General features: G+C 40.7%; 16 protein-coding genes. 6 read left to right on the forward strand and 10 right to left on the reverse strand.

Annotated features, from left to right (window positions below):
• Nucleotides 1-2: 2 nt before the first annotated feature.
• The 6 genes from G3O08_RS16890 (at nt 3) to G3O08_RS16915 (ending at nt 9,447) form a co-directional block, all read left to right on the forward strand.
• Nucleotides 3-1,124, forward strand: a complete 1,122-nt coding sequence (locus G3O08_RS16890; protein ID WP_163286638.1) for an MraY family glycosyltransferase — start codon at nt 3-5, stop codon at nt 1,122-1,124.
• Nucleotides 1,121-2,140, forward strand: a complete 1,020-nt coding sequence (locus tag G3O08_RS16895) for a lytic transglycosylase domain-containing protein (RefSeq protein ID WP_163286639.1) — start codon at nt 1,121-1,123, stop codon at nt 2,138-2,140. The genes G3O08_RS16890 and G3O08_RS16895 overlap by 4 nt, the downstream gene beginning before the upstream one ends.
• A 20-nt stretch (nt 2,141-2,160) precedes the next feature.
• Nucleotides 2,161-4,980 carry an excinuclease ABC subunit UvrA gene (uvrA, locus tag G3O08_RS16900; RefSeq protein ID WP_163286652.1) on the forward strand — a complete coding sequence of 940 codons (2,820 nt, stop codon included), beginning with the start codon at nt 2,161-2,163 and terminating at the stop codon, nt 4,978-4,980.
• Nucleotides 4,977-5,699, forward strand: coding sequence for an LOG family protein (locus G3O08_RS16905; RefSeq protein ID WP_163286640.1), 723 nt, complete (start codon nt 4,977-4,979; stop codon nt 5,697-5,699). Before uvrA ends, G3O08_RS16905 begins: the two co-directional genes overlap by 4 nt.
• A gap of 130 nt (nt 5,700-5,829) precedes the next feature.
• The gene (locus G3O08_RS16910) at nt 5,830-7,284 is read left to right on the forward strand and encodes a hypothetical protein (protein ID WP_163286641.1); all 1,455 of its coding nucleotides are present in this window, start codon (nt 5,830-5,832) and stop codon (nt 7,282-7,284) included.
• 108 nt (nt 7,285-7,392) lie between these two features.
• A complete protein-coding gene (locus tag G3O08_RS16915) occupies nt 7,393-9,447 on the forward strand; it encodes a thrombospondin type 3 repeat-containing protein (protein WP_239541307.1) in 2,055 nt (684 codons plus the stop codon).
• Between the two features lie 8 nt (nt 9,448-9,455).
• Here G3O08_RS16915 and G3O08_RS16920 read toward each other — a convergent pair whose 3' ends face one another.
• The 10 genes from G3O08_RS16920 to G3O08_RS16965 all read right to left on the reverse strand — a co-directional run bounded on the left by G3O08_RS16920 (nt 9,456) and on the right by G3O08_RS16965 (nt 24,107).
• Nucleotides 9,456-11,573, reverse strand: coding sequence for a ComEC/Rec2 family competence protein (locus G3O08_RS16920; protein WP_163286642.1), 2,118 nt, complete (start codon nt 11,571-11,573; stop codon nt 9,456-9,458).
• 59 nt (nt 11,574-11,632) lie between these two features.
• Nucleotides 11,633-13,336: a T9SS type A sorting domain-containing protein gene (locus tag G3O08_RS16925; protein WP_163286643.1), complete on the reverse strand. Its 1,704-nt coding sequence runs from the start codon at nt 13,334-13,336 to the stop codon at nt 11,633-11,635.
• Between the two features lie 174 nt (nt 13,337-13,510).
• Entirely contained in the window at nt 13,511-14,497 is a 987-nt protein-coding gene (gap, locus tag G3O08_RS16930; protein ID WP_163286644.1) for a type I glyceraldehyde-3-phosphate dehydrogenase, read from the reverse strand.
• A gap of 94 nt (nt 14,498-14,591) precedes the next feature.
• Complete coding sequence (locus tag G3O08_RS16935) at nt 14,592-15,545, reverse strand: AAA family ATPase (protein WP_163286645.1); 954 nt, start codon at nt 15,543-15,545, stop codon at nt 14,592-14,594.
• Nucleotides 15,542-16,912, reverse strand: coding sequence for a peptidylprolyl isomerase (locus G3O08_RS16940; RefSeq protein WP_163286646.1), 1,371 nt, complete (start codon nt 16,910-16,912; stop codon nt 15,542-15,544). The genes G3O08_RS16935 and G3O08_RS16940 overlap by 4 nt, the downstream gene beginning before the upstream one ends.
• The gene (locus G3O08_RS16945; RefSeq protein ID WP_163286647.1) at nt 16,912-17,766 is read right to left on the reverse strand and encodes a peptidylprolyl isomerase; all 855 of its coding nucleotides are present in this window, start codon (nt 17,764-17,766) and stop codon (nt 16,912-16,914) included. Before G3O08_RS16945 ends, G3O08_RS16940 begins: the two co-directional genes overlap by 1 nt.
• Before the next feature lie 15 nt (nt 17,767-17,781).
• Complete coding sequence (locus G3O08_RS16950; protein WP_163286648.1) at nt 17,782-19,731, reverse strand: peptidylprolyl isomerase; 1,950 nt, start codon at nt 19,729-19,731, stop codon at nt 17,782-17,784.
• Between the two features lie 33 nt (nt 19,732-19,764).
• Nucleotides 19,765-21,237 carry an IMP dehydrogenase gene (guaB, locus tag G3O08_RS16955; protein ID WP_163286649.1) on the reverse strand — a complete coding sequence of 491 codons (1,473 nt, stop codon included), beginning with the start codon at nt 21,235-21,237 and terminating at the stop codon, nt 19,765-19,767.
• A 277-nt stretch (nt 21,238-21,514) separates the two neighbouring features.
• Nucleotides 21,515-23,587, reverse strand: a complete 2,073-nt coding sequence (locus G3O08_RS21765) for a T9SS type B sorting domain-containing protein (protein WP_163286650.1) — start codon at nt 23,585-23,587, stop codon at nt 21,515-21,517.
• Between the two features lie 181 nt (nt 23,588-23,768).
• On the reverse strand, nt 23,769-24,107 hold the full coding sequence (locus tag G3O08_RS16965) for a DUF6150 family protein (RefSeq protein ID WP_239541308.1): 339 nt from the start codon (nt 24,105-24,107) through the stop codon (nt 23,769-23,771).
• Between the last annotated feature and the right edge of the window lie 302 nt (nt 24,108-24,409).

A 24,409-nucleotide genomic window follows, 5' to 3' on the forward strand; every position in this document is an offset into this window, starting at 1 on the left:
GTATGTTAGAACCAACCGAACTCATAATTCTTTATGTATTCTTCTTTTTGGGAATGACGGCTTTTGCTTTGTTAATTAATCGGGTATTGCTTCGATTTGTAAAAACCTTAGGAACCAAGAATCAACCCGGCGCAGTAGTGAGATGGAGCGAAGAAACTAAACCTGCTATTGGAGGTCTGGCTTTTTTCATCATCTTTCTGATAAGTTTATGCGTGTATTCCATCGTTTTCGATCCTAACAATATTTTTGCGAGTAAACCTATTTTGGGCTTGCTCCTGGCGGGCACACTTGGTTTTATACTTGGTTTGACTGATGATGCGTATAATACCAGACCCATTTTAAAGTTCTTTGTACAGGTATTATGCGGCATTATTTTAGTTATCACTAACACCCGAATCGAGATTTTTGAAAATGAAACTGTAAATAGCGTATTGACCATACTGTGGGTAATAGGAATTATGAATTCTATTAATATGCTTGACAATATGGATGGCATTGCCACCTCGGTTACTTCCTTTATTCTGGTAGCAGCATTGGGCTATATTATTATCCATAATCAGTTTAGCAATGTCGACTTTCTAATTCTTCTGGGTATTCTCGCTGCTCTTATCGGCTTTTTATTTTTTAACTGGCACCCCAGCAAAATGTACATGGGCGATACCGGAAGCCAGTTTCTTGGTGTGTTTTTGGGATACATCGGTATTGAATACTGCTGGAATGCCGAAACTTTGGATCGTCAATCGAGTCCCCTGTTTGGAATCGCCGCGCTTTTACTGGTTTTCATTCTTCCACTTGCCGATACAGCCACTGTAACGATTAACAGGCTGCGACGAGGCCAATCGCCATTTGTAGGCGGAAAAGATCATACCACTCACAATCTTTCTTACCTCGGATTTTCAGACAAACAAGTAGGTGGGATTTTTTGTTTAATTGCTGCTTTTTCAGTAATTTTCTACTTGCTACTTACCTCTTTTGGCAATGCTCAAAATTCCTATTTGTCGCTAATATGCATCGTTTATTTTTTGGTCATATTTTTGCTGTTATTTGGAATCGCCGAGTATAACAAAAGAAGGAATATAGGCGTAAAAGATCCTGAACCCTTTTCTGTAAAAAATCAAATATGAAAATTCTCCCCTTAAATAGTATTGCCAAGAAATCGGGCTTTGTTCTATTGCTCGTATTAATGACCGCAATTGGATGGATTGCCGCGTCTTTTACTGCCGAAACGCAGGAAGTGGATATATCCTACCAGCGATATTTTAATGACAATTACAAAATATTTTCGCTTAACACCCCAGCGGGAATAACCTTTGCAGGCGAAAAAGTTCCACTTGAAATTGAAGATGTTCGCGAAAGCTTAGACCGTGAGCTGCTGGTTAATACTTATTGGCAATCGCAGGGACTTCTTTTTCACAAACGAGCCAATCGCTGGTTTCCGGTTATTGAACCGATTCTGGCAGAACAAGGAGTACCAGATGATTTCAAATACCTCGCAGTAATAGAAAGTGGGTTAGACAACGTGGTTTCTCCAGCTGGTGCAACCGGTTACTGGCAACTCATGCGCGAAACCGGAAGAGAATATGGATTGGAAATAAACAATGAGGTAGATGAACGCTACAACGTAGAGAAATCTACTGTTGCTGCCTGCAAATATTTAAAAGCCGCTTACGCGAGATATGGAAACTGGACAATGGCGGCAGCATCGTATAATGTAGGCATGTATGGCTTGGCTAAACAGGTAGATAGGCAAAAAGCAGATAACTATTACGATTTGCTTCTCAATTCTGAAACAGGTAGATATCTGTATAGAACCATTGCAGTAAAAGAGATATTGAGTAGACCTGCACAATACGGTTTTCACTTTAGACCCAAAGACTTATACCAGCCTTACGAAACTTATGATGTAAAAGTCGATACTGCGGTAAGCGATTTTACTGAATTTGCTTTTCAAAACGGAATCAACTACAAAATTCTTAAAATATTGAATCCCTGGTTGAGGGATACCTACATTACTAATCCAGATAGGAAAACTTATGCCATTAAACTTCCTAAACCATCTGAAACCGGAATGGTTCCTTATGAGCTGAGACCTGAACAAAAAGCCCTGATTGACACTTTAAGTAGTGACTCAATTAAATAAAAAAAGTGCACGACATAAATATCTTAGAAGATCAGGCCCAAATAGAAGTACGCGGTGCCCGGGTTCATAATTTAAAAAATATAGACGTTATAATTCCGCGCAATAAACTCGTGGTAATCACCGGTTTGAGTGGAAGCGGAAAATCATCCCTGGCTTTTGACACTTTGTATGCTGAAGGACAAAGAAGGTATATAGAAACTTTCTCTGCTTATGCACGCCAGTTTTTGGGCACGATGGAGCGGCCTGATGTTGACCAAATAAACGGTTTAAGCCCTGTGATAAGCATTGAGCAAAAAACCATTAGCAAAAGTCCGCGATCTACCGTAGGTACCATAACCGAAATTTACGATTTTCTGCGCTTGCTTTACGCGCGTGTGGGTAACGCCTATTCGTATGAGACCGGCGAGAAGATGGTGCAGTACAGCGAAGATCAAATCGTTGATCTGATTATAGAATCGTATAAAGGAGAAAAAATTTCTATTCTGGCTCCGCTCGTTCGCGGACGAAAAGGCCATTATCGGGAGTTGTTTGAGCAAATTGCTAAACAAGGATATATCCGTGCGCGGATAGATGGCGAAATCACCGAACTGGTACCCAACCTGAAATTAGACCGTTATAAAATTCACGATATTGAAGTGGTTATAGACCGCCTTGAGGTACGCGAAGATGATAAGGAGCGCTTGCGCCAAAGCGTAGCGACCGCTATGGAAATGGGTAAAGGAGCACTTATGATTCACCAATTTGATTCAGAAAAGGTGCGCCACTTCAGTAAAAATTTGATGTGCCCTACGACCGGAATTTCCTACCCGGAGCCGGAACCAAATCTCTTTTCGTTTAATTCGCCTTATGGGGTTTGCAGCCGTTGCAACGGGATAGGTGTGGTAAGCGAAATTGACAAAGACAAACTTATTCCTGATGACAAAAAAAGCATTCACAAAGGTGCACTCGTTCCACTTGGAACCTATAAAAACAATTGGGTTTTCGGGCAGATTGATGCACTTTTACAGAAATATGATTTTAAACTTACTACGCCCATCAAGGAAATTGATGACGAGCTGATTGACAAAATTCTACACGGAACGGACGAAACGCTGAAAGTAAATACAGGATCAGGGGCAAATGAATTCAGCGTTCAATTTGAAGGAATCGTAAATTTTATCGCCCGCCAGGCAGATGAGAATAGCTCTGCTCCTATTCAGCGGTGGGCAAAAAGCTTTATGAATCAGGTAGTGTGCCCAAAGTGTGATGGTGCACGACTCAGAAAAGAAGCCTTGTTTTTTAAACTCGATGGAAAGAATATAGCTCAGGTGTCGAGCATGGGAATTGACAGCTTTGATGCGTGGATAAATAATCTAAGTGCTACACTTACAAAACGTCAGGAAAGAATTGCACGGGATATTTTAAAAGAAATCACCAGCCGATCAGGTTTCTTAACTGATGTAGGATTAGATTATTTAAGTCTGAACCGAAGTGCTAAGACTCTTTCAGGAGGCGAAGCACAGCGTATTAGGCTCGCCACACAAATTGGCTCTCAACTTGTAGGCGTGCTTTACATACTCGATGAGCCGAGTATAGGTCTGCATCAGCGCGACAACAATAAACTCATAGATTCGCTAAAGGCATTACGCGATATTGGCAATTCGGTAATCGTAGTAGAGCACGATAAAGAAATGATACTCGCTGCCGATCATGTAATAGACATTGGACCTTTTGCAGGAGTGCACGGTGGTGAAATTGTAGCTCAGGGAACTGGTGCGGAAATTGAAAAAATGCATTCGCTTACCGCCGATTATCTTACGGGAGCTAAAGAAATAGCCGTTCCAAAAAAGCGCAGAAAAGGTAACGGAAAGAAAATAACCCTTAAGGGTGCACAAGGTCACAATCTGAAAGATGTGAATGTAGATTTTCCTTTGGGTAAATTTATTTGCGTAACCGGGGTTTCGGGTAGCGGAAAATCAACACTAATTAATCAAACCCTCTATCCGCTCTTAAATGCCGAGATATACAATGGTGTAAAAGAGCCACTTCCCTACAAATCTATTACCGGTCTCGAAAATATTGATAAGGTTATAGAAATAGATCAATCGCCTATTGGGCGCACACCACGAAGCAACCCGGCGACTTACACCGGCCTTTTCACCCATGTGAGAACTCTTTTTGCAGAAATGCCTGAGGCTAAAATCCGCGGGTATAAAATTGGCAGATTTTCATTTAATACCTCAGGCGGCCGTTGCGAAACGTGCAAGGGCGCTGGCTTGCGAACCATCGAAATGAACTTTATGCCAGATGTTTACGTAGAATGCGAAACGTGCCAGGGAAAACGCTACAACCGCGAAACACTCGAAGTACGCTTTAAAGGAAACTCGATAAGCGACGTACTGAACATGACTATTAATCAGGCAGCAGCATTTTTTAGTGAAATCCCTAAAATAGCAATGAAATTAGATACACTTGTAGATGTGGGATTGGGCTATTTAACACTAGGCCAACAATCTACAACGCTTTCGGGCGGCGAGGCACAGCGAATTAAGCTAGCCTCTGAATTGTCAAAGAAAGACACCGGAAGCACTTTTTACATAATGGATGAGCCTACCACAGGTTTACATTTTGAAGATGTAAGCATGCTGATTGATGTCCTCAACAGGCTCGTTGACAATGGAAATACTGTTCTTGTAGTAGAACATAACTTAGATATTATTAAAGTGGCAGACTACATAATAGATATAGGCCCCGAAGGTGGCGATGCCGGTGGATATGTTGTAGCAAAAGGAACACCCGAGCAAATCGTAAAACAGAATAAGGGTTATACTGCCAAATACTTAAAAGAAGAATTAAAATGATAAAAGAGGAAGAAGATGACGACAAAAAAATAAAAAAGGCTTTCAAGAATAGAAGCTGGAATGAACAAAAGACGAATGACAGCTGGGCCATTTTTAAAATAATGTCTGAATTTGTACATGGCTACGAAAAAATGTCGCGTATAAAACCCTGCGTAAGCATTTTTGGATCAGCGCGATTTACAGATGACAATCCCTCTTATCTCGCCGCCGAAGAGATTGCTTTCCGGCTTAGCGAAAAAGGATATGGTGTAATAACCGGCGGTGGGCCGGGAATTATGGAAGCCGGAAATAAAGGTGCACACCGAGGTGGAGGCACCAGCGTGGGAATGAACATTGACTTACCGTTTGAGCAAAAAGGAAATCCTTACATCGACAGCGATAAACTCATTGAATTTGATTACTTCTTTGTCCGTAAAGTCATGTTTGTTAAGTACTCACAAGGCTTTATTGTAATGCCCGGTGGATTTGGAACTTTAGACGAAGTTTTTGAAGCACTAACCCTTATCCAAACCGGAAAAATTGGTCGCTTTCCTATTATTCTCTATGGAGAAGACTATTGGGGCGGACTACTTGAATGGATCAAAAAAACCCTCTTAAACGATTATCATACCATAAGCGAAGAAGACCTTATGCTGTTTAGATTGGTGAACACACCCGAGGAAGCAGTAGAACATATCGACCGTTTTTATGGAAAGTATATGCTCAAGCCAAACTTCTAAAAAGGGTAATTAATTAGAACCGTGCATTTTCAACACAATTCTGTTCGCAAAATTGATTGATCATCATTATTGACGTGCAGTTAATAGATAGATTTGTTTAAATAGGTTATTTAAGCAATCACAGCACGGCATGATTAAAACGCTTCTTTTCGGATTAAATGTTTTCGGGTTTCTATTGATAGGTTTTTTCCAAAAATCGGAGGTTATAATTACACACACTCCGCCCGAAAAACTAAAGCCGGGACAGGAAGCTGTGGTAACGGTAGAAATTGACAAATCAACAGTCTCAGGTTTTGCAAAATACCAGATTACCCTTGGTGACGGGCTAACTGCCGAAATGGTAGAAAGCGCAGGAGCCTCATTTACTTTCAATGATCAAAAAGCGAAATTTATTTGGATGGCTCTGCCCGACGCCAAAAAATTCACCATTAAATACCGCATTATTGCCGATAAAACCGCCCTTGGAAATCTTAGTCTCGATTCACGCTTTTCTTATATTTACGAAAATGAACGGAAGAATTATGACCTCCCCGATCACAAAATTGCTGTTGGTGAGGCGAGCGCACTTGCTGCCAATCAAATAAAATCGTCTATTCAAGACAAGGCAAGCAACAAATCAGCAACAATAGTAAGCGATCGCCAAATAACTTCGGTAGGAATTAACCAATGGAAGGTAGACTTGACAATTCAAAAATCAGGATTACAGGGTTTTGCCAAAATCGAAGAAAATATTCCAAACGGTTATACTGTGATTGATTTAAAATCGAGCTCTGCCGTCTTTTCGCTCGACGATACGAAAGTGAAATATATCTGGTACGACATTCCCGAAAATGAAACCGTAACGGTCTCGTATAAAATGCTTCCTGTTATTGCCATGGATGCCACTACTCCAAAAATTGACGGCTACTTTTCTTATCTCAAAGACGAAGAGACCATCACTATACCAATTGGTGAAACCACCCCTGAAATTGCTCAGGATGAAGAAATCCTCGCCGCTAATCCCGATACATCTTCAGCAATAATTACTGACGCAAAAAGTATTGATAACGAAGAAGATATAGCTGACATAACAGTGCCTGCTATAAATGAAAATCCAAAAAGTGAGGATATTCCCAAAACAGAAAAAAGTACTGCAGTTGATAAAAAGCCTGAACCTAAACCCGAACCAAAGCCAAAAGCAGAAGAAACGCCCAAGCCTGAAACAAAGCAGCCTGCTTCACAAAATGCAACAGCTGATAATTCTACCAACAAAGGAAGAACGGACGCCAATATTGTAAATGTCCCAGAGCCTGAAACGGGCGTGTATTACCGGGTACAAATAGCAGCTGGAAAAAACAATCTGAAAACAGATCTTTTTGCAAAACTTTACAATTTTAGCGAAGGGTATAAATTAGAAAACATGGATGGTCTCTTTAAATACACCACCGGTTACCACCAGGTGTATAAAGCGGCACGAGACGGAAGAGTGCGTATTACAGCCAAGTACGATAAATTTAAAGGGCCATTTGTAACAGCCTACAATGACGGCGAGAGAATTACCGTTCAGGAAGCTCTTATGATTACAAGCCAGAAGTGGTTTCAGTAAACGTCTGACAAAAATTCGGATGTTTAACACACCGAAGATTTAAATTACGGTATATTTTAGAACCTTGAGTGGGATATTGCAGTATAAGGTGCATAATATTTACTGTGCATGTCCCTCAAGAACTTATATATCATAATCGGTTTACTGACAGTATTTGCCTTAGCGCAGCTTAAGGTTAATGCGCAAGCAGATTCCTTAAAACCCACTGTTAACAACCTTCCACGCCCCCAAATAGAAATTGGTGCCGGCGTATTTTCCTATTTTGGAGATGTTGGAAACCTGGGTGGTCACGGCACAAGCTATGACCTAAACTGGGCGTATAACCTTGGACTTAAAAACCCCATTTCAAACTCTTTCAATTTAAATTTATACGCCCTTTTCGGGAAAGTAAGTGCCAGTGAGCAGTTCAATGCCGGAAGTGAGAATTTTAGTACAGAAATTAGAATGGGCGGGCTTTCCATTGAATACAATTTCAATGCTCTGCTTCCCAAAACGAGAAACGTAACTCCTTATATAAGTCTGGGTATTTCTACGTTTGAATTTAATCCAAAAGGCGATCTTTACGACGCACAGGGAAATGAATACCACTACTGGGATGATGGAACCATACGTCGCGGAGCACTCAGCCCGGCAAAAGCAAATGCCAGCGACATACTTATACGTGACAATGTGTATGAAACAGACCTGCGCGAAACAAACGACAAATCTGAAAGGTACGATTTACGTGCCTTCTCCATACCGGTAGGAGCCGGAGCCATGCTTAAGCTTACCGAAAGCTTTACAATGCGCATGGGAGCTGAATTCCATTTTGCACTTTCTGACAATATTGACAATATCAATTCTGAAACGACGACTTACAACACATCTAAAAAAGGAAACGATTTTCTCTTGTATTCAAATCTTGCCCTGGCATATAATCTTCATTATTTTGCTAAAGACAAAAATCCCGGGTCAGCACTCGGCTCTTCAGATATGGAAGGTCTTGAATATGAAGACGAAGACAGCGACGGCGTGGCAGATATCATTGATTTATGCCCATTTACGCCATCTACAGTTTCGGTAAATGGTTATGGGTGCCCGCTTGATTATGATAGCGATGGAGTACCAGATTATTTGGACGAAGAACCAAATTCGGCACCAAACGCATTTGTAAATACCGATGGTGTGACCCTCACCGATGAGGAGATTGAAAAAATGTATTTGATTTATTCAGACTCAATCGGAAATTTACAATTCGAAAAATCGGCAACTTATACCGCCGACATCAAACGACGTGATAAAACCGCTAATAGAAACAAAGGATATCGCGTTGTAATAAGTAATACCACAAGTTTAAGCAGCGATCAGATTTCGAGAATGCTGTCCATTGCAGATATTCAATCAGAAGAAAATTCGCAAGGAACTTCCTATTACATCGGCAATTTCGAAAATCCTATAGAAGCACTTTCGCGAAAAGCAGAAATTGATGAATTGGGAATCGAATCGCGACTGGTTTACAATAATTTTGGAGAGATTACAGATATACACGAGTCAGAAATCGCTGAACTGAATGCCGCCATAAATCCATCTGACCTTAATCCAAATCAGATAGTATTCAGAGTACAGATCGGAGCTTATCGCTCAAAATTGTCTAAAGATGTATTCTCAGATGTTCCCGAACTGCTTGTAATTGAAGGCAATGATGGATTAACGCGCTACATGTCAGGATCGTTTCCAACCATACAGGATGCAGCGAAATACAAAATCAACTTATTGCTAAAAGGATTTGACGGTGCCTTTGTAACATCTTACCGTGCCGGATACCGAATTACCCTTAAAGAAGCAGGCGCTACTGTAAATTCTGAAGAAGATATTGTGTCAAAAGAGCAAACCTCTGGATCTATAAACGCCGATTTTGTTGATTTCACAATTCAACTTGGCTCATTTGATGGTCGTGTACCGGCAGAAGTTTTGAGCGACTACATGAGTTTAGGAAATGTACGCCCACTGAGAGGGTCAAACGGAAATACCAAGTATGTATACAGCAAGTTTGAAACCCAGAAAGAAGCAATAGATGCGTTGCGAACGCTTAACGATAAAGGATTTGGTGATGCATTTGTGGTGGGCGAATTCAACGGCCAGATTATTCCGGCAGCAGAAGCTAAAAAACTGAAAGGAAATTAAATATTGGTTTACCTTTCGGCTGCTAAGGAATGCTTAGGTACGGCAAAGAAAGGCCCTTGATAATGCATATCCCAAAATGCAATATTGTTTCTAAGTAAAATTTCCATTATTCGCTTTCGCTGATAATGCGGAATGGTTGAATCAATAATGTAAAATGTTCCCGAATGGAATACGGAATCTCGGCTGGCTTTAAATCCTTTAGAAAGAATTACAAAATCAGATGTTTTCTTGATTAAATCATCACTGCTTGGTGGAGCATTCCAGTGAGCAACTGTGTGTCCATTAAAGAAAATAGTTCGGGAATTTGCGGCAAAGGTTTTGCTCAATCTATTAGAATCGTACAGTTCCCACTCTACCTTATCAATTCCGGCTTTATCAAAATAACCGTTGAGATAAAACGCGTTGCTCCCCAATTGAGCCGCGCTCGTATCGCTTGTAAAAACCACAGCTTTACGTCCTTGCCGAAGTATTAAATTAGATTCCTTGGATCCTTCCAGAATACTAATTTCAACTGTCCGGGATACTACAATCTTACGAACTATCCAGGAAGCCGACAATCCTGAAATAATTATTAGCGGAAGCCATAAATTCCACTTTCTGGGATTCTGATAAAATTTTACAAGTAAAAAGATTAACAGATAAACCATAATTACCACTAGCAGGCTAAAATGAAGATTTTCGCTTAAGGCGAGTGGCAGCGCTGAAACCCATTCAATAAAAGTATCTAACCCCCAAAGAGTCCATTTTAAGATGAACGCAAACGTGGCACTTAAAAACGGAATAAAATTGAACACGATAGTTAGTAATCCCGCATATAGGCCGATCATTGCGGCTGGTATAACGACCAAATTGGTAATAAAAAACAAATTTGGAAACTGACCGAAATAGTAAATACTAAGCGGAAAAGTTGCCAACTGCGCGGCAAAAGACACCACAAACAAAGACCAGACTTTATCGGGAAGCCAGCTTTTGAAAATAAAAATGGTGTAAATGGGTTTGAAGAAAAATGAAATTCCAATTACAGCGAGATACGAAAGTTGAAAACCCACCTCTGTAATAATGGAAGGGTTAAGAATTATGAGAAGTAAGGCACTCACAGCAAGCATATTGTAAATATTGCTCCGCCTTCCGCTATGTTTTCCGACGGCTATAAACGAAAACATTGTTGCAGCTCGGAGCACCGACGGCGAGAAGCCTGTAATACCGGCGTAAAACCACAAAATGAAAAGTGTTATGAGCAAATTTGTGAGTCGCCATTTTTTACCGGGAAATATTCTAATTAATAAGCCAATTACTACCAGATAAATAATCCCAACATGCAAACCGCTTACTGCAAGCACATGCACGGCACCGGCTGTGGCAAAAGCAACTTTTGTATCGGCGAGTATCAATGATCTCTTTCCGAGAATAAGCGCCGATGCAACACCGAGTTCTCTCGGCTCCAGACCTCGATTTGCAAAAATTTCTACACAGTAGTTTTGAACCTCGTGAAAAAACCCCATTAACGAAAACTGCTGATTGAGCGGTCTTTCCACCTTAATTTTTTCATGAAAATAGACGATACCCGCTATACCATTCTTTAAAAGATACTTCCCATAGTCAAACTGCCCCGGATTAACCGGTGGCTTATGTTTCTGGGGTATTGATTTAAATGCAACTAAGTCGCCTGGCTTTAGCGTATCAAGATGCAATTCATGGGGAGAATAGCTTAAAACTTGAATATCAGCAAGTGAAATTAGCTCATCATTAATCGATTCAATTTTCAATTTAAGCAAAAGACTTACAGAGCGTTCTTTTATCTGCGGATACTCCACCACTTCACCCACGAAAGAATCGCCCAAAGTTGGTAATATTAAAGCCGTTTGTGCATTGAGTCTCTGCTGAAGAGAAAGAGCCACACCGGCAAAAATCAATCCGGCACTGCAAATTACACCAAAAACCATTTGGTATCTGTGGTATTTCCATGTTTTTGCATAAACGTTTAATACCACAAAGCAACCTAGTGTTCCTCCTAAAAAAAACTTAAAAAGTACAGAATCTAATGGCAAAGAAAACCCTGCAGTTACACCCAATATAAGAGGAATAACCAGTCTTAAAAAAGGAGCTTGACGCCAAATTGACTCCATAAAAAAAGGGGCTAAATGCCCCTTAAATTACTTATTTTTTCTTTGGCTACATCAAAATCTTAAAAAACAGATACCTTTTTTGTAACCACATTCTCGCCGTTTACAGCGCGCAAAAGGTAAATTCCCGATGTAAATCCAGGTATTTTCCATGTTATTCTATTTCCTTCTCGCACCACATACTCAGTTCTATCGGCTATTAAGCGACCGTTTAAGTCGTATAGCTCTAAGCGAGTATCGCTATTCACATCTGAAGAAGATATATCAAAAACAATTCCTTCTGATGCAGCGCTGCCATTGTTCATTACAACCAATTCTATTTCAGAAGCAAGTTCTACTTCGTAGTAAATATCATTATTTGGATCGTGATCGATATATTCTTCGTCATCATAAAGAGCATAAACCTCACCAACAAAACCTGATGTTGAAGCACCTACAGTAATATTGCAAACCGCAGAATAATCACCATTTTTAAAACCTTGGCGAGCTTTTACATCTACATTGTAGTTGTCGCCCGGTATTAGACCGGTAACCCACTCTAGGCGGATAAATCGACTTCCATCAGTTCGGGTATAAATTAAATCGGCTTGCGGCTGGCTTGTATTTCTAAATCTCCAGGTATAGTTTTGGGCTCTGCAAATCTCTACGGCCTGTACTTGTGAATTGATAGGATATGTTGCACCACAAGGATAAAAATCATTTCGCAATCCGGTATTTGGTACAGCGTTGTTAATCGTCAAAAAACTATTTTCGCCAGCTGGACTTTCCATTCCCTCCACTTCTGCAAAAACTTTAACAATATAAGTCTGACCGCGTCTTAATCCGGGAACTTTAGAAAGGCGGAGCAAACGCTGGCTGTTGTCTCCGTAGACGTTGAGCGTATTAGTAAAATCGAAGAATTCCCATCTATACCTATCGGCACCACCTACAGGGTCAGCGCCAACCACATCGCAAAAATCGAAAATCCCATTAGCGTACTGGTCCTCTAATTGCGTAGTGAGCACATCTTCCTGCAATTGAATTATGCACGCCGGCCCGTATTCGCCAACAGTTGAACCAGGATTTACTGCAATGCGAACACTTACACTGTAGCTTCTATTATAAGCTATTTCACCAAGCCATTTTAAGCGGTAATTCGGATTGGTAGGAACCAAAGCAATTCTTTCGTATACATTAAAGGGAGCTTCAAGTTCTTCAAAACGCCACTGATAATATACTAATGGTGTTGAGTAAGATGGTTGAGTTGATTTCAAAATATCATTGGTAGTGTAATCAGAAATACCACAAAGTTCTGGCCTTAGCTCAACCAATGGAATAAACGATACTGCTACAGTAAAAGACTGACTTATAGCCGGAGCCGCACCTACGTGATATGTTCTAAAATAATAGGTATTTCCGATTGTAAGTCCGCTTAGACTGGCCGTTTCAATTCCGGCTGATCCTGAATTGTTTTCACAAGCCAAAACTGCTCCGCCGCATGAATTAACGACTTCGAGCGCCAAATCTAGATCACCAGTTCCGCTTACGCGAACAAACATCTTAGTAGAATTTGCTGTAAAGCGATACCAAGCATCAGCCTGGCCGTCAGGACCAACACATTCAGGATCTCCTGAAAATGACTCTGCTGCAAAACTACCCGAAACAGGGCTTTGGGATAAGGCCTCGCGCGGCGTAACATTGCTCGCTGTAGTACAAACACTCGAAAACGCAGTACCAGCAAAAAGGAACGAAATTAATGTGATAATTGAGAATCTTAGATTCTTCATAGGATAAGAGAGATTTATCAATAAAAGTTCTGTACGAAGTTAATATTCTGAATAGATTTCAAGACACAAAATTTCTTGACATTCGCATTTATTATTAACGAATTTTCAACAATTTAGTTACACATGCCTATTCACTGTCATTTTTCGGATAGATTATTACCTCGCAGATAAAGGTTAAACCATAGCAATCAGTTCAGCAGTGCGCGATGAATAGCCATATTCATTATCATACCAAGCCACAACTTTTATCATATTTCCATCGGCTAGTGTAATGCCAGAATCAAAAATACTGCTGTATCGGCTACCCACAATATCTACAGAAACGATAGGGTCTTCGGTATATTCTACGATTCCCTTAAGTTTTCCATTTGCTGCTTTCTTAATTGCGGCATTGATCTCTGCGGCTGTAACTTCTCTGTTTAAAACAGCAACCAAATCAGTCATTGAACCAACAGCTACGGGAACTCTTGTGGCAATTCCATCAAGTTTTCCTTTTAAATTGGGCAACACCAAACCAACAGCCGAAGCTGCACCGGTGGTAGTTGGAATCATAGATTGAGCCGCTGCTCTCGCTCTGCGCAAGTCGCGATGCGGTGCATCCTGTAAATTCTGATCGGCAGTATAAGCGTGAATAGTATTGATAAAGCCTTGCTTAATTCCAAACTCTTCGTCCAGAACCATTGCAATCGGGGCGAGACAATTTGTAGTGCAACTGGCATTCGAAATTATCTTATCGGCATCGGTAATCGTATCTTCGTTTACACCTATTACCACAGTTTTCACATCGTCATCGGCTGGTGCGCTGATAATAACGCGTTTTGCCCCCGCTTTGAGGTGTTTACCCGCAGATTCCGTACTTCTAAAAATTCCGGTGCACTCGGCTACAACATCTATTTCGAGTTCCTTCCAAGGTAGATTTTCGGGATCCCGCTCTGCGAAAAGCTTAATCTTCTTCCCATTTACAATCAGGCTGTCTTTGCCTTCGTAACCAACTTCGCCATCAAACCTTCCCTGATTGGAATCATATTTTAATAAATGCGCAAGGGTGTGCGCATCTGTAAGATCATTAATCGCAACTACTTCTACGTTGCTTTTAGTAAGCAATTCACGAAAAGTAAGTCGGCCTATGCGGCCAAATCCATTTATAGCAATTTTCTTCATTAGAAATTTAATATTTTACTAAGTGTCATTAATACACAAAGATACGAGAATAGTAGAAACTTGCGCTGTGGATGAAAAATAATTTCAAACAGAATCAGAGCAAGGAGTTGATGATTGTTTCTACTGAAACACCATCAGCTTCGGCTTGATAATTTCTAACTACCCGGTGTCTTAAAATAGGCAGAGCTACTGCTTTTACATCTTCAATATCGGGCGAGAATTTTCCGTGAAGTGCGGCGTGGCATTTTGCTCCCACAATCAAAAATTGAGAGGCACGCGGACCGGCTCCCCAGCTTAAATATTGATTTGCTTCGGTTGATGCCAAAGCAGTACCCGGTCTTGTTTTTGATACAACATTTACAGCGTATTCCACTACATTATCTGCTACCGGTATTTTGCGAATAAGTTTTTGAAAACGCAAAATCTCTTCTTGCGATATTACTTGATTCACCTTAGCATCCGAATCTGAAGTGGTAGCTTTTACCACATCTATTTCTTCTTGAAGTGTTGGATAATCAACCCAAATATTGAACATGAATCTGTCAAGCTGTGCTTCAGGTAGTGGATACGTTCCTTCTTGTTCTATAGGGTTTTGGGTGGCCAGAACAAAAAACGGCTCAGGCAGGGGATAATTATGCCCGGCATTGGTCACCGATTTTTCCTGCATGGCTTCCAAAAGCGCTGCCTGGGTTTTTGGAGGTGTTCTATTAATCTCATCGGCAAGAATAACATTGCTGAAAAGGGGGCCTTTCATAAATTTAAAATGGCGGCTCTCATCCAGAATTTCTGATCCAATAATATCGCTTGGCATTAAATCTGGTGTAAACTGAATGCGGTTAAACGACAACCCAAGTGTTTGAGCAATGGTATTAACGAGTAAGGTTTTGGCCAAACCAGGCACCCCAACTATTAAGCAGTGCCCACGGCTGAAAATCGTAATCAGCAACTCGTCAATAACCTTTTGCTGACCAATAATTACTTTACCTATTTCGCTGCGCATGGCCGCGTACTTATTTGTAAGCTCTTTTACAGCTTCTACATCATTCATAGTTTCTTTGCTTTAGAGGCTTCCTCATCCTTTATCAACCAAGGGTAATCAAAATCGCAGTCAGTATAAGCGGGAATAATTTTAACGTAAGTAGATGCGATTTTCTGCTGTACCCACTTGTCCATATTTTCGGCACTCAGTTTTTGAGAGGCCATGTTTTGCAGCGATTGATAGTCATCTTTGAGATTTGCACGGTGCGGTTCTGTTTCCGACATCAATTTCACTATGCGGTATCCCTTTTCGCGGTTATCGCCCTGAAAGTAAAAAGGCGCGCTCACCTGCCCAAGTTTAAGGGTATCTATTGCCATGAAAATGGTAGGATCAAGTTCATCCATCTCAAAAATCGTGCTCCCCTTGGCATTGTTTACCATCATTCCATTTTGATTCTTTGAGCGTTCATCATCAGAGTATTTGCTCGCGGCAAATGCGAATGAGATGGAATCACGCACCACCAGCAGCCTGATAGAATCAAGTTCGGTCTGTGCGGCCGATAATTCGGAAGAGGTAGTTTGCGGAATTAAAAGGATATGATTTGCATCGTACATTTCACCGCGCCGCTCAATCATTTGCATCATATGCCAGCCGTAATTGGTTTTAAATGGAGCCGATATTTCGCCGTCTTTCAAATTAAAAGCCACTGCATCAAACTCGGGCACCCAGGTACCACGAGATTGCATTCCAAGATTACCCCCTTTTGAAGATGATCCAGGATCCTGGCTGTAAAGCGCCGCCAACGTTTCAAAATCATCTTGCCCGCTTTCTACCTGATTTTTAAAATCGCGCAACCGGTTTCTTACTCGCTCTATTTCGCTTCTGCCTACCTCAGGGTACTTTACTATTTGCGCAAGCTCTACCGATGCATTTATAAAGGGAAGACTGTCTTGCGGGATATTATTGTAAAACACCTTAACGTCTTGCGGAGTTACGTTTAGCCCATCGGCAATAGTACCTTGCATGCGCTGAACCAAGATCTGATCTTTGAGCACATCAAAAAATTCTTCGCGAATTTCGGCCATCGATTTTCCATAGTAAGCCTCCAGCTTTTCTACAGAACCAATTTGTTTGATAAAAACCGCCAGTCGTTTCTCGAGCTCCACGTTTACCATATCGTCTGTAACTTCCAAAGAGTCAAGTTTTGCCTGATTAAGCAAAAGCTTTTCAAAAAGAATTTCTTCCAAAACCATACAATCTGATATGGTACCGGGATATCCCTGCTGTTTCAGTTGGTTTTTTTGAATTTGTACATCGCTGTAAAGAATAATCTCATCGCCCACTACGGCGATTATTTCATCTATTGTTTTTCCCTGCCCAAACGTATTGGAAACACTTAAAAACAAGATACTTATAAAAATTAAAACGCTTCTCACTATTTGTTAACTTGAATTTTTTTATTGGCGTAAGACTCATTTACAACATCTTCACGCATTTTATTTATTAACTCTACTTTTCTTCTATTTAATATCAAATCTGTAATTTTTCCCCGCTCTAAAGAGAGAGGCGACCTATCATCTTTTAACTTATAATCAAAGAATCGCACAAGATATTGAAATGATCCGGACTCGAACCTGTAATACGTGGTATTTCTTAAAAAATTGTCCCAATCGGTTTCATTAATAGGTACTTCCTTTAGCACATCTTGCAAATAAAGCCAGGTATTTTCTTCAAAGTAAAAATTCTCGGCATATTTCTGGCAGTATTCATACAGCTTTTCAAAGTCTTTTTCATCATCGCTTTGAAACCACTTTTCCAGTTTGTTTTGCTTGGGCGCATCTATACTCAACTTTACAAACCTAAGCTTTACGATATAACTTTTAAGCTTAAAATTGTCAATATTGGCATCGTAATAAGTCCTTATTTCTTCATCAGAAATAACGGTATCCAGCTTTTGATTGATCAATTCGCGCTCGTAAGCATACGTTACCAGGCTGCTGCGGTAATCTTGAAGTTGCTTTGAAAAATCTTTTTGGCTTTCGCTCAAATTGCGTTCGGCAAAATTGAGCACCGCTTTATCGTGAATCCAATTTTTAATTATCTGATCTGCTATTCGGGTAGAGTCTAATGGCGATTGACCATACGGAATCTTTGCCGCGAGCTCCGATCTTAAAAGTACATCATCATACACTCTGGCCACAACGTCTTCTTCAGGTTCAGAAGTATCCTTGCAGGAAAGCATTAGAATTCCAGCCATAAAAATCAGGAAGAGCGTTGACTTGGAAATCATGTTGTTTTTCAAATTCTACTTTATTGTGTAAAGCACTTCTTTATTGAGGTTTACCTTGTGCTCTTCGCGCAATTCTTTTACCCACGCTTGTTCAAGGGCATTTTGATAGGCAGCTGTAATTATTCCGCGTGCTTCATCAAAATCTTTAGGCTCGGCACCGCGTATTTCCTTAATGTAAACCACCTTAAGCTGCTCATTATCATTCACTACGTCAGACACTCCCTGCTCCCATTTTACTTTTTCTAATACCGGGACTTCATCACGCTGTTTCAAGCCACTTTCCACCTTTACCTCCAGCGCTGAAGTGCTGTTTAGCTTTTCGCGAATCTCATCCTGATTCTTACCTTTTTTGAGCATTTTTATTACCGCTTTACCTTCCTTCTCGTTCTCTACCGTATACACATCATAAGCGGCACGCTCACTCCACATAAAATCGTTTTTATGGTTTTGATAAAAGTCAGCGAGTCCGGTACTGTCTTTTACAGCCTTAGACCACACCTTCTGATCAGTCAAGTCAAAGAGCAAAATCCCGTCGCGATACTCATGAATCAATACTTTAAAATCGGGATATTTATTCTCAAGCTGACTGTCTTCGTAGTCCATTACTTTAATTTCTACCCAGCGGTCATAGCTTTCGTCTACCATTGTTTTTATCTGTTCGGTTTGGCGACGCGGACGCATGCGCTGCTGAAGAAATTCCATAAATTGATTTTGGGTATAATCATTTCCCGCAAGGGTAAAAAGGGCCTTATTCGATTTTGTCAAATTAGTAGATGGCACCCACTCTCCGGTAAAATATGTGGTGTCAATATCGGTGTAAAACGGTTTTAGCTGACGTTTGTCTTCCTGAAAATTATACTCTTTTTTCCGTTGTTTGATAAACGACTCACGGCTAACATTCGATCTGCCATCTTTAGTGATTTTTGCTTCCAGCTCTTTCGACATATCAGCGTAAGATTGTACTGGAATGATTTCAAGTAATTTGATAATATGCCATCCGTAAGGCGATTTTACTGGTTCAGTAATCTCTCCTACTGAATCAAGCGCAAAAGCAGCTTCTTCAAATTCAGTCACCATTTTTCCGGGGCCAAAGGCAGGCAATTCACCACTACGAGCCGAAGAAGAACGGTCGTCAGAGAATTTTTTGGCGAGTGTAGCATAATCTTCTCCTGCCATCAATCTCTCGTAAATATCGTCTGCTCTTTGCTTCATGCGAACTTTCACATCTTCAGGATCGCCCTCTTCTGTGCGAATCATGATGTGTGCAACACGAACCTGGCCGCGAGCCTCACGCTTATCGGTAATTTGCACAATGTGATAACCGTACTGGGTGCGAATAGGTCCGCCGATTTCTCCAACAGGGGTTTCGTAAACAATATTCTCAAAGGGATAAACCATTTGCAATGCTGTGAAATAGCCAAGATCGCCGTTATTTTTAACTGCACTTGGGTCTTCACTGCTCGTACGCGCCACTTTAGCAAATTTTGAAGGATCCTTTAAAAGGTCCTTTTTAAGCTGGGTAATTTTAGAAAATGCTTTTAAGGTATCTTCCGGAGTAGGATCAGGCGGAAGTGTTATAAGAATATGTGAAGCTCTGATCTCATACTGCAAGCGATCGTATGCCTGCTTAACCAGCGAGTCCGTCATAGACTTATCAGCCAAGTATGGCTTCGCAAGCTGATCTCTGTATCCTTTAAGTTCTCTGGTAAATTGCGGAATGGTGTCCATACCCAGTTCTTCGGCTTCTTTTACCTTGAGTTTAAAATTGATAAAAAGCTCAACGTACTCGTCTAAATCTGCTTTTGTAATTAAACTATCACGGTTGTTTTTTCTGAAAATGGCTTCAAATTCAGATTTTGTTACCGGATCATTGTCGATGGTAAGAAGAACAGGATCGTCCTGGTTTTGCGCATAAGATTGAACTCCAAGAAATAAAAGGACGATACAAAATACTGATCTCATCATAGCTTTACTATTTTTAATAGGTGGTTTAAGCAATTATTTAATACTGTAATTAGGTGCTTCTCTGGTTATTAATATGTCGTGCGGGTGGCTCTCTCTGATTCCCGCATTGGTAATTCTTATAAATTTGGCATCACCTAGTTTTTTGATATTCTCTGCTCCGCAATAGCCCATTCCCGCGCGTAGCCCGCCAATAAGCTGGTACATTACTTCGGCAAGTGTCCCCTTATAGGGCACCCTTCCGGAAATACCTTCGGGAACGAGTTTACTTATATCGTCTGCGTCTTCCTGAAAATATCGGTCGCTGCTTCCTTTTTGCATGGCTTCAATAGAACCCATACCGCGGTACGACTTAAACTTGCGTCCCTCATATATTATTGTCTCCCCGGGCGATTCTTCTACGCCCGCAAAAAGAGATCCTATCATTACCGAGCTGGCTCCTGCTGCGAGTGCCTTCACCAAATCTCCCGTGTAGCTTATTCCACCATCGGCAATAAGCGGTATATCTCTATCGGCAAGTGCCGCGGCAACTTCTAAAACAGCGGTAAATTGCGGCATTCCCACACCGGCAACTACGCGTGTTGTGCAAATTGAGCCTGGACCAATTCCCACTTTTATTCCATCGGCACCGGCATCGGCCAGAAATTGTGCAGCTTCGGCGGTGGCAATATTTCCAACCACCACATCGATTTTTGGAAATTTAGCCTTCACATCTTTCAGCACAGCCACAACTCCGCGGGTATGTCCATGAGCAGTATCAATGATCAGTGCATCTACACCGGCTTTTACCAGTGCTCCTGCCCTATCGAGCACATCTGCGGTAACGCCAATTGCAGCAGCTACGCGTAATCTGCCGTAAGTGTCTTTACAACTGTTTGGATGTTTGCGCACTTTTATAATGTCGCGGTAAGTAATAAGTCCAATCAGTCGATTGTCCTTATCAATTACCGGCAATTTTTCAATTTTGTATTCCTGAAGCGTTATTTCAGCTTGCTGAAGGGTCGTTCCTTTGGTAGCCGTAATCAGGTTTTCGCGAGTCATTATTTCGCTTACCGGCTTCTTTTTGTCTTTCTGAAATCGCAAGTCTCTATTGGTAACAATACCTACAAGCTTTTTGTCGGCATCAATTACAGGTATTCCACCTATGCTGTGCTCTGCCATTATTTGCAAGGCATCGCCTACAAGGGCTGTTTCAATGAGTGTAATAGGGTCTTGGATCATTCCACTTTCAGAGCGCTTTACCTTTCGCACCTCTCGCGCCTGAGCTTCTATGCTCATGTTTTTGTGCACCACACCAATACCTCCCTGCTGTGCAATGGCAATAGCCATATCTGCGCCCGTTACCGTATCCATTGCAGCAGACACAATAGGCGTATTAAGAATGATATTTTTAGAAAATCGGGATGTTATATTGACTTCCCGCGGTAATACTTCAGAGTATGCGGGTACGAGAAGCACATCATCGTAAGTGAGCCCTTCTCCTAAGATTTTACTTGAATTTAATGACATGGAACACTATTAGGGTACAATAAATTCGGGCAAAAGTAAGAATTATTTGAGTGAAATAACCGGACTCATCATACAGTAAAGATCGATCGCAACAACGGCTACGACCAACCGAATTTAGAAAAGCGAAGAAATGATGTGAAAAAGTCTTTAAAAACGCCATTTTTAGATGATATTCAGCGGTTTGAGATTATAAGAATGAATGAGTATTTAGGGTTGTATAATTAATGTTAAGTAGAAATCAGAATAACCCAAAACAACATTCATTGCGGATTAAAACTTAAACTATAACGTATAAAACCCCTTGTTTTAAATACGATTTACCCGATCCATCTCTGTAAACAATAATATATCGGTAATAATCTGAAGCCACGTTATTGCCTTTATAGGTGCCATCCCATCCTTCTTCAATATCACTTGACGCAAAAATCTTTTGACCCCATTTATTGTAAATCTCCATTTCATAAGATTCAAAATCAATAAATCCCGCCACAGGCTTAAAAACTTTATTATATCCATCAAGGACAATGGTATTGGGAATCCACATTAGCGGTTCTTGGGTAACACATACTTCATTACTCTCTGAAGTAGTTTCGCTGCCAAATTGATTTGTACCTTCTACAGCTACAATTTTATAGCAAAACTCACCTTCTTCGAGCAAGAAAGCTTCTATATCTTCTTCGTAACTAAACTGCCCCGGGCCAAAAGTTGTGAGCAGCGAAAAATCCAATTCTGAACCTAATTTGCGCAACACTCGGTACTCGTCCACTCCCCCATCCCAGGTAGAATAGTTGGTCCATTGCAATGAATTAATTAGATTTTGGGAGGTTGTAATCCCAGTTAAAACAATATTTTTACCCGTATTTGATTCTGCCAGCTCTGCGCCGCATCCATCAAAAGCTTTCCATTTATAGCGATACACTGTGTTTGATGCATTAACATCAGTATCGAAAACGGTAATTAGCGGATTATTCGTTTCGGAATAAGTTCCAAATGGAAGAAATGGATCATCTCCCTTTGCGCGCAGGAGCTGATAGGTCGTGCCATTTCCATTTACATCTTGCAAAAGGTCAATCTGAATCCGTTTTTCGTCGACCGTCGTTACCCGGTTGAGATAATTGAAGTCAATCACCTCTGGATAATCTGTATCCACGCAAGTGGCATTTGTGGTAGATGGTCGCTGAGATCCGTTTGAAACGGCCTCCACATAAATACAATACGATGAGTTTGGCTCAATATCGAGTTGAATAGCATTCTGAACGTTACTTACAGTTTCAACAATCTGATAACCGGCATTGTCCTTATTGACATATATATTTTGCTTTTCCACACCTTCGTCCCAGCCTGTATAATTTGTCCAGATAAGTTCTATAAACTGATCGCAATCCTGATAGCTGCTATTAGCGCGCATAGTAGTGTAAAAAGGTGGCAAGCCAAGCTCCTGCCCGCAAGTATCGTGAGCTAAAATTTGAAATGATGTCGCATCATTCAGATTATCATCTTCATCAAAAACCCAATAATTGACGCCTTCATAAACATATACCACTCCGATTACCTCCTGCTCTGTGGTCGAAAAATATTCTTTAATGGTATAATCTATCAAATCAGGAGCATTGGTAATAGGGTACCACGAAATATTGGTGAAGCCCGTAAACGGATCAACCGAAACCGTTTCTATTTCCGTATATTCGGGTGGCAACTCGTCTTTATAATTTCCGGTATTGAGATTAGAAAACATCTCACATTCAGGACGTTGATAAGATACTCTATACTCCACTGCAAACAACCTGTTGGGATCATCCTGATCGCAGAGACCAAAAAGAGTATCTGCATAGGTTGTGATAGATGGAGAAACTGTGCCGACCTGAATTTCACCGTCGCCTTCAATATTTCGATATATTTGGTAAGAACCTGTGGTTGGTGGCGGATCGTAAGGTGCATTCCATGATAATTGCGCTATGGAAGTCCCAATATTGGGCAGGGTGAGAAAAATTGTTGAGACCTTTGAACTCCATGCTGAGCTCCCGCTGCCATAAGTTTGTATGCGGTATGTAATTTTTCCTGCTCCGGGATCAACAACCGCAGCATTGTCTGTATAAGTAGTAGATGTAAATGCCAGACCGTCAATAATGGTGGTAAATCCAGTTCCATCATTGAGGTCGCGCTGAATGCGGTAAAAGTGAGATGGTTGAGAATTTGCCGGAATTTCCCAGGTTAAAACCACCTCTCCATTCACCACGCTGGCGCAAAGCAAATTGGGAGGCTCAAGCACCTGCGCTTTTGCACTCACAGCCATTATCACTGAAAGGATGGCCGCAAACCAAAAACGGAATATGAGTACTCTTTTTTTCACTGGTATTTTCACCAAAGATTTAAACGGATAAATCCGCTATTTATTTGACGTTTGAGATCAATTATTGTTGACTCTGCCAATATATTAATTGCAAAGATAAGAGACGGTTTGGGTAAGGGTTACGTTGGAAGGATAAAATGAGATGTCTTAGAAATGAATTGGTCTCAAAAGCTTTAATTTCTCAATACAGTAAATGTTGTTTGGATTTATCCGCCCAGCCCGCTTGATTTTGATACTTCACAAAGTAAATTTTCAAATCACTTTGATTGGCATAGTCAACGAAGAATATCTTTTTATCAGCTTGGTTGGCGTATTCTACAAAATACCACAAGCCTCTATTTCCATCAGCCTGATTGGAATAATCTACCTTAAAGACCTTTAAATCACATTGATTTTCATATTCAACCACATATACTTTTACATCGGCTTGGTTTCCATACTCAACTGAATATATCTTTTGTGAAAATGAGATAAGTGGGAGAATAAAAGTGAGTAGGAGTAGAATTTCTTTTTTCATCATAGTAACTTCACATATTTGATTGAACAAGCTTTATGCCATTCTCAAGAAATTGGTGCACCGTAGAACCGTCAATCTCAATGTGAGACGCAATTGAAATCAGACCTCAAAGGTTTTGAAAACCTTTGAGATCTCTCAACTTAACATGAGATGTGGACTGTCGCATACACTCTTTATATAGTGCCTGCAAGAAAACCTGCAACTATTTAGTAATCAACAATTAACAGTTGATAAGTCACTTGAATCTGGAATGAATTTTCTTTCTAAACTGGGTTAAAATGCCGAAATTAGGCTCTTTAAGGACT

Origin of the sequence: Cryomorpha ignava, from assembly GCF_010686655.1 — a bacterium.
Taxonomy (GTDB): domain Bacteria; phylum Bacteroidota; class Bacteroidia; order Flavobacteriales_D; family Cryomorphaceae; genus Cryomorpha; species Cryomorpha ignava.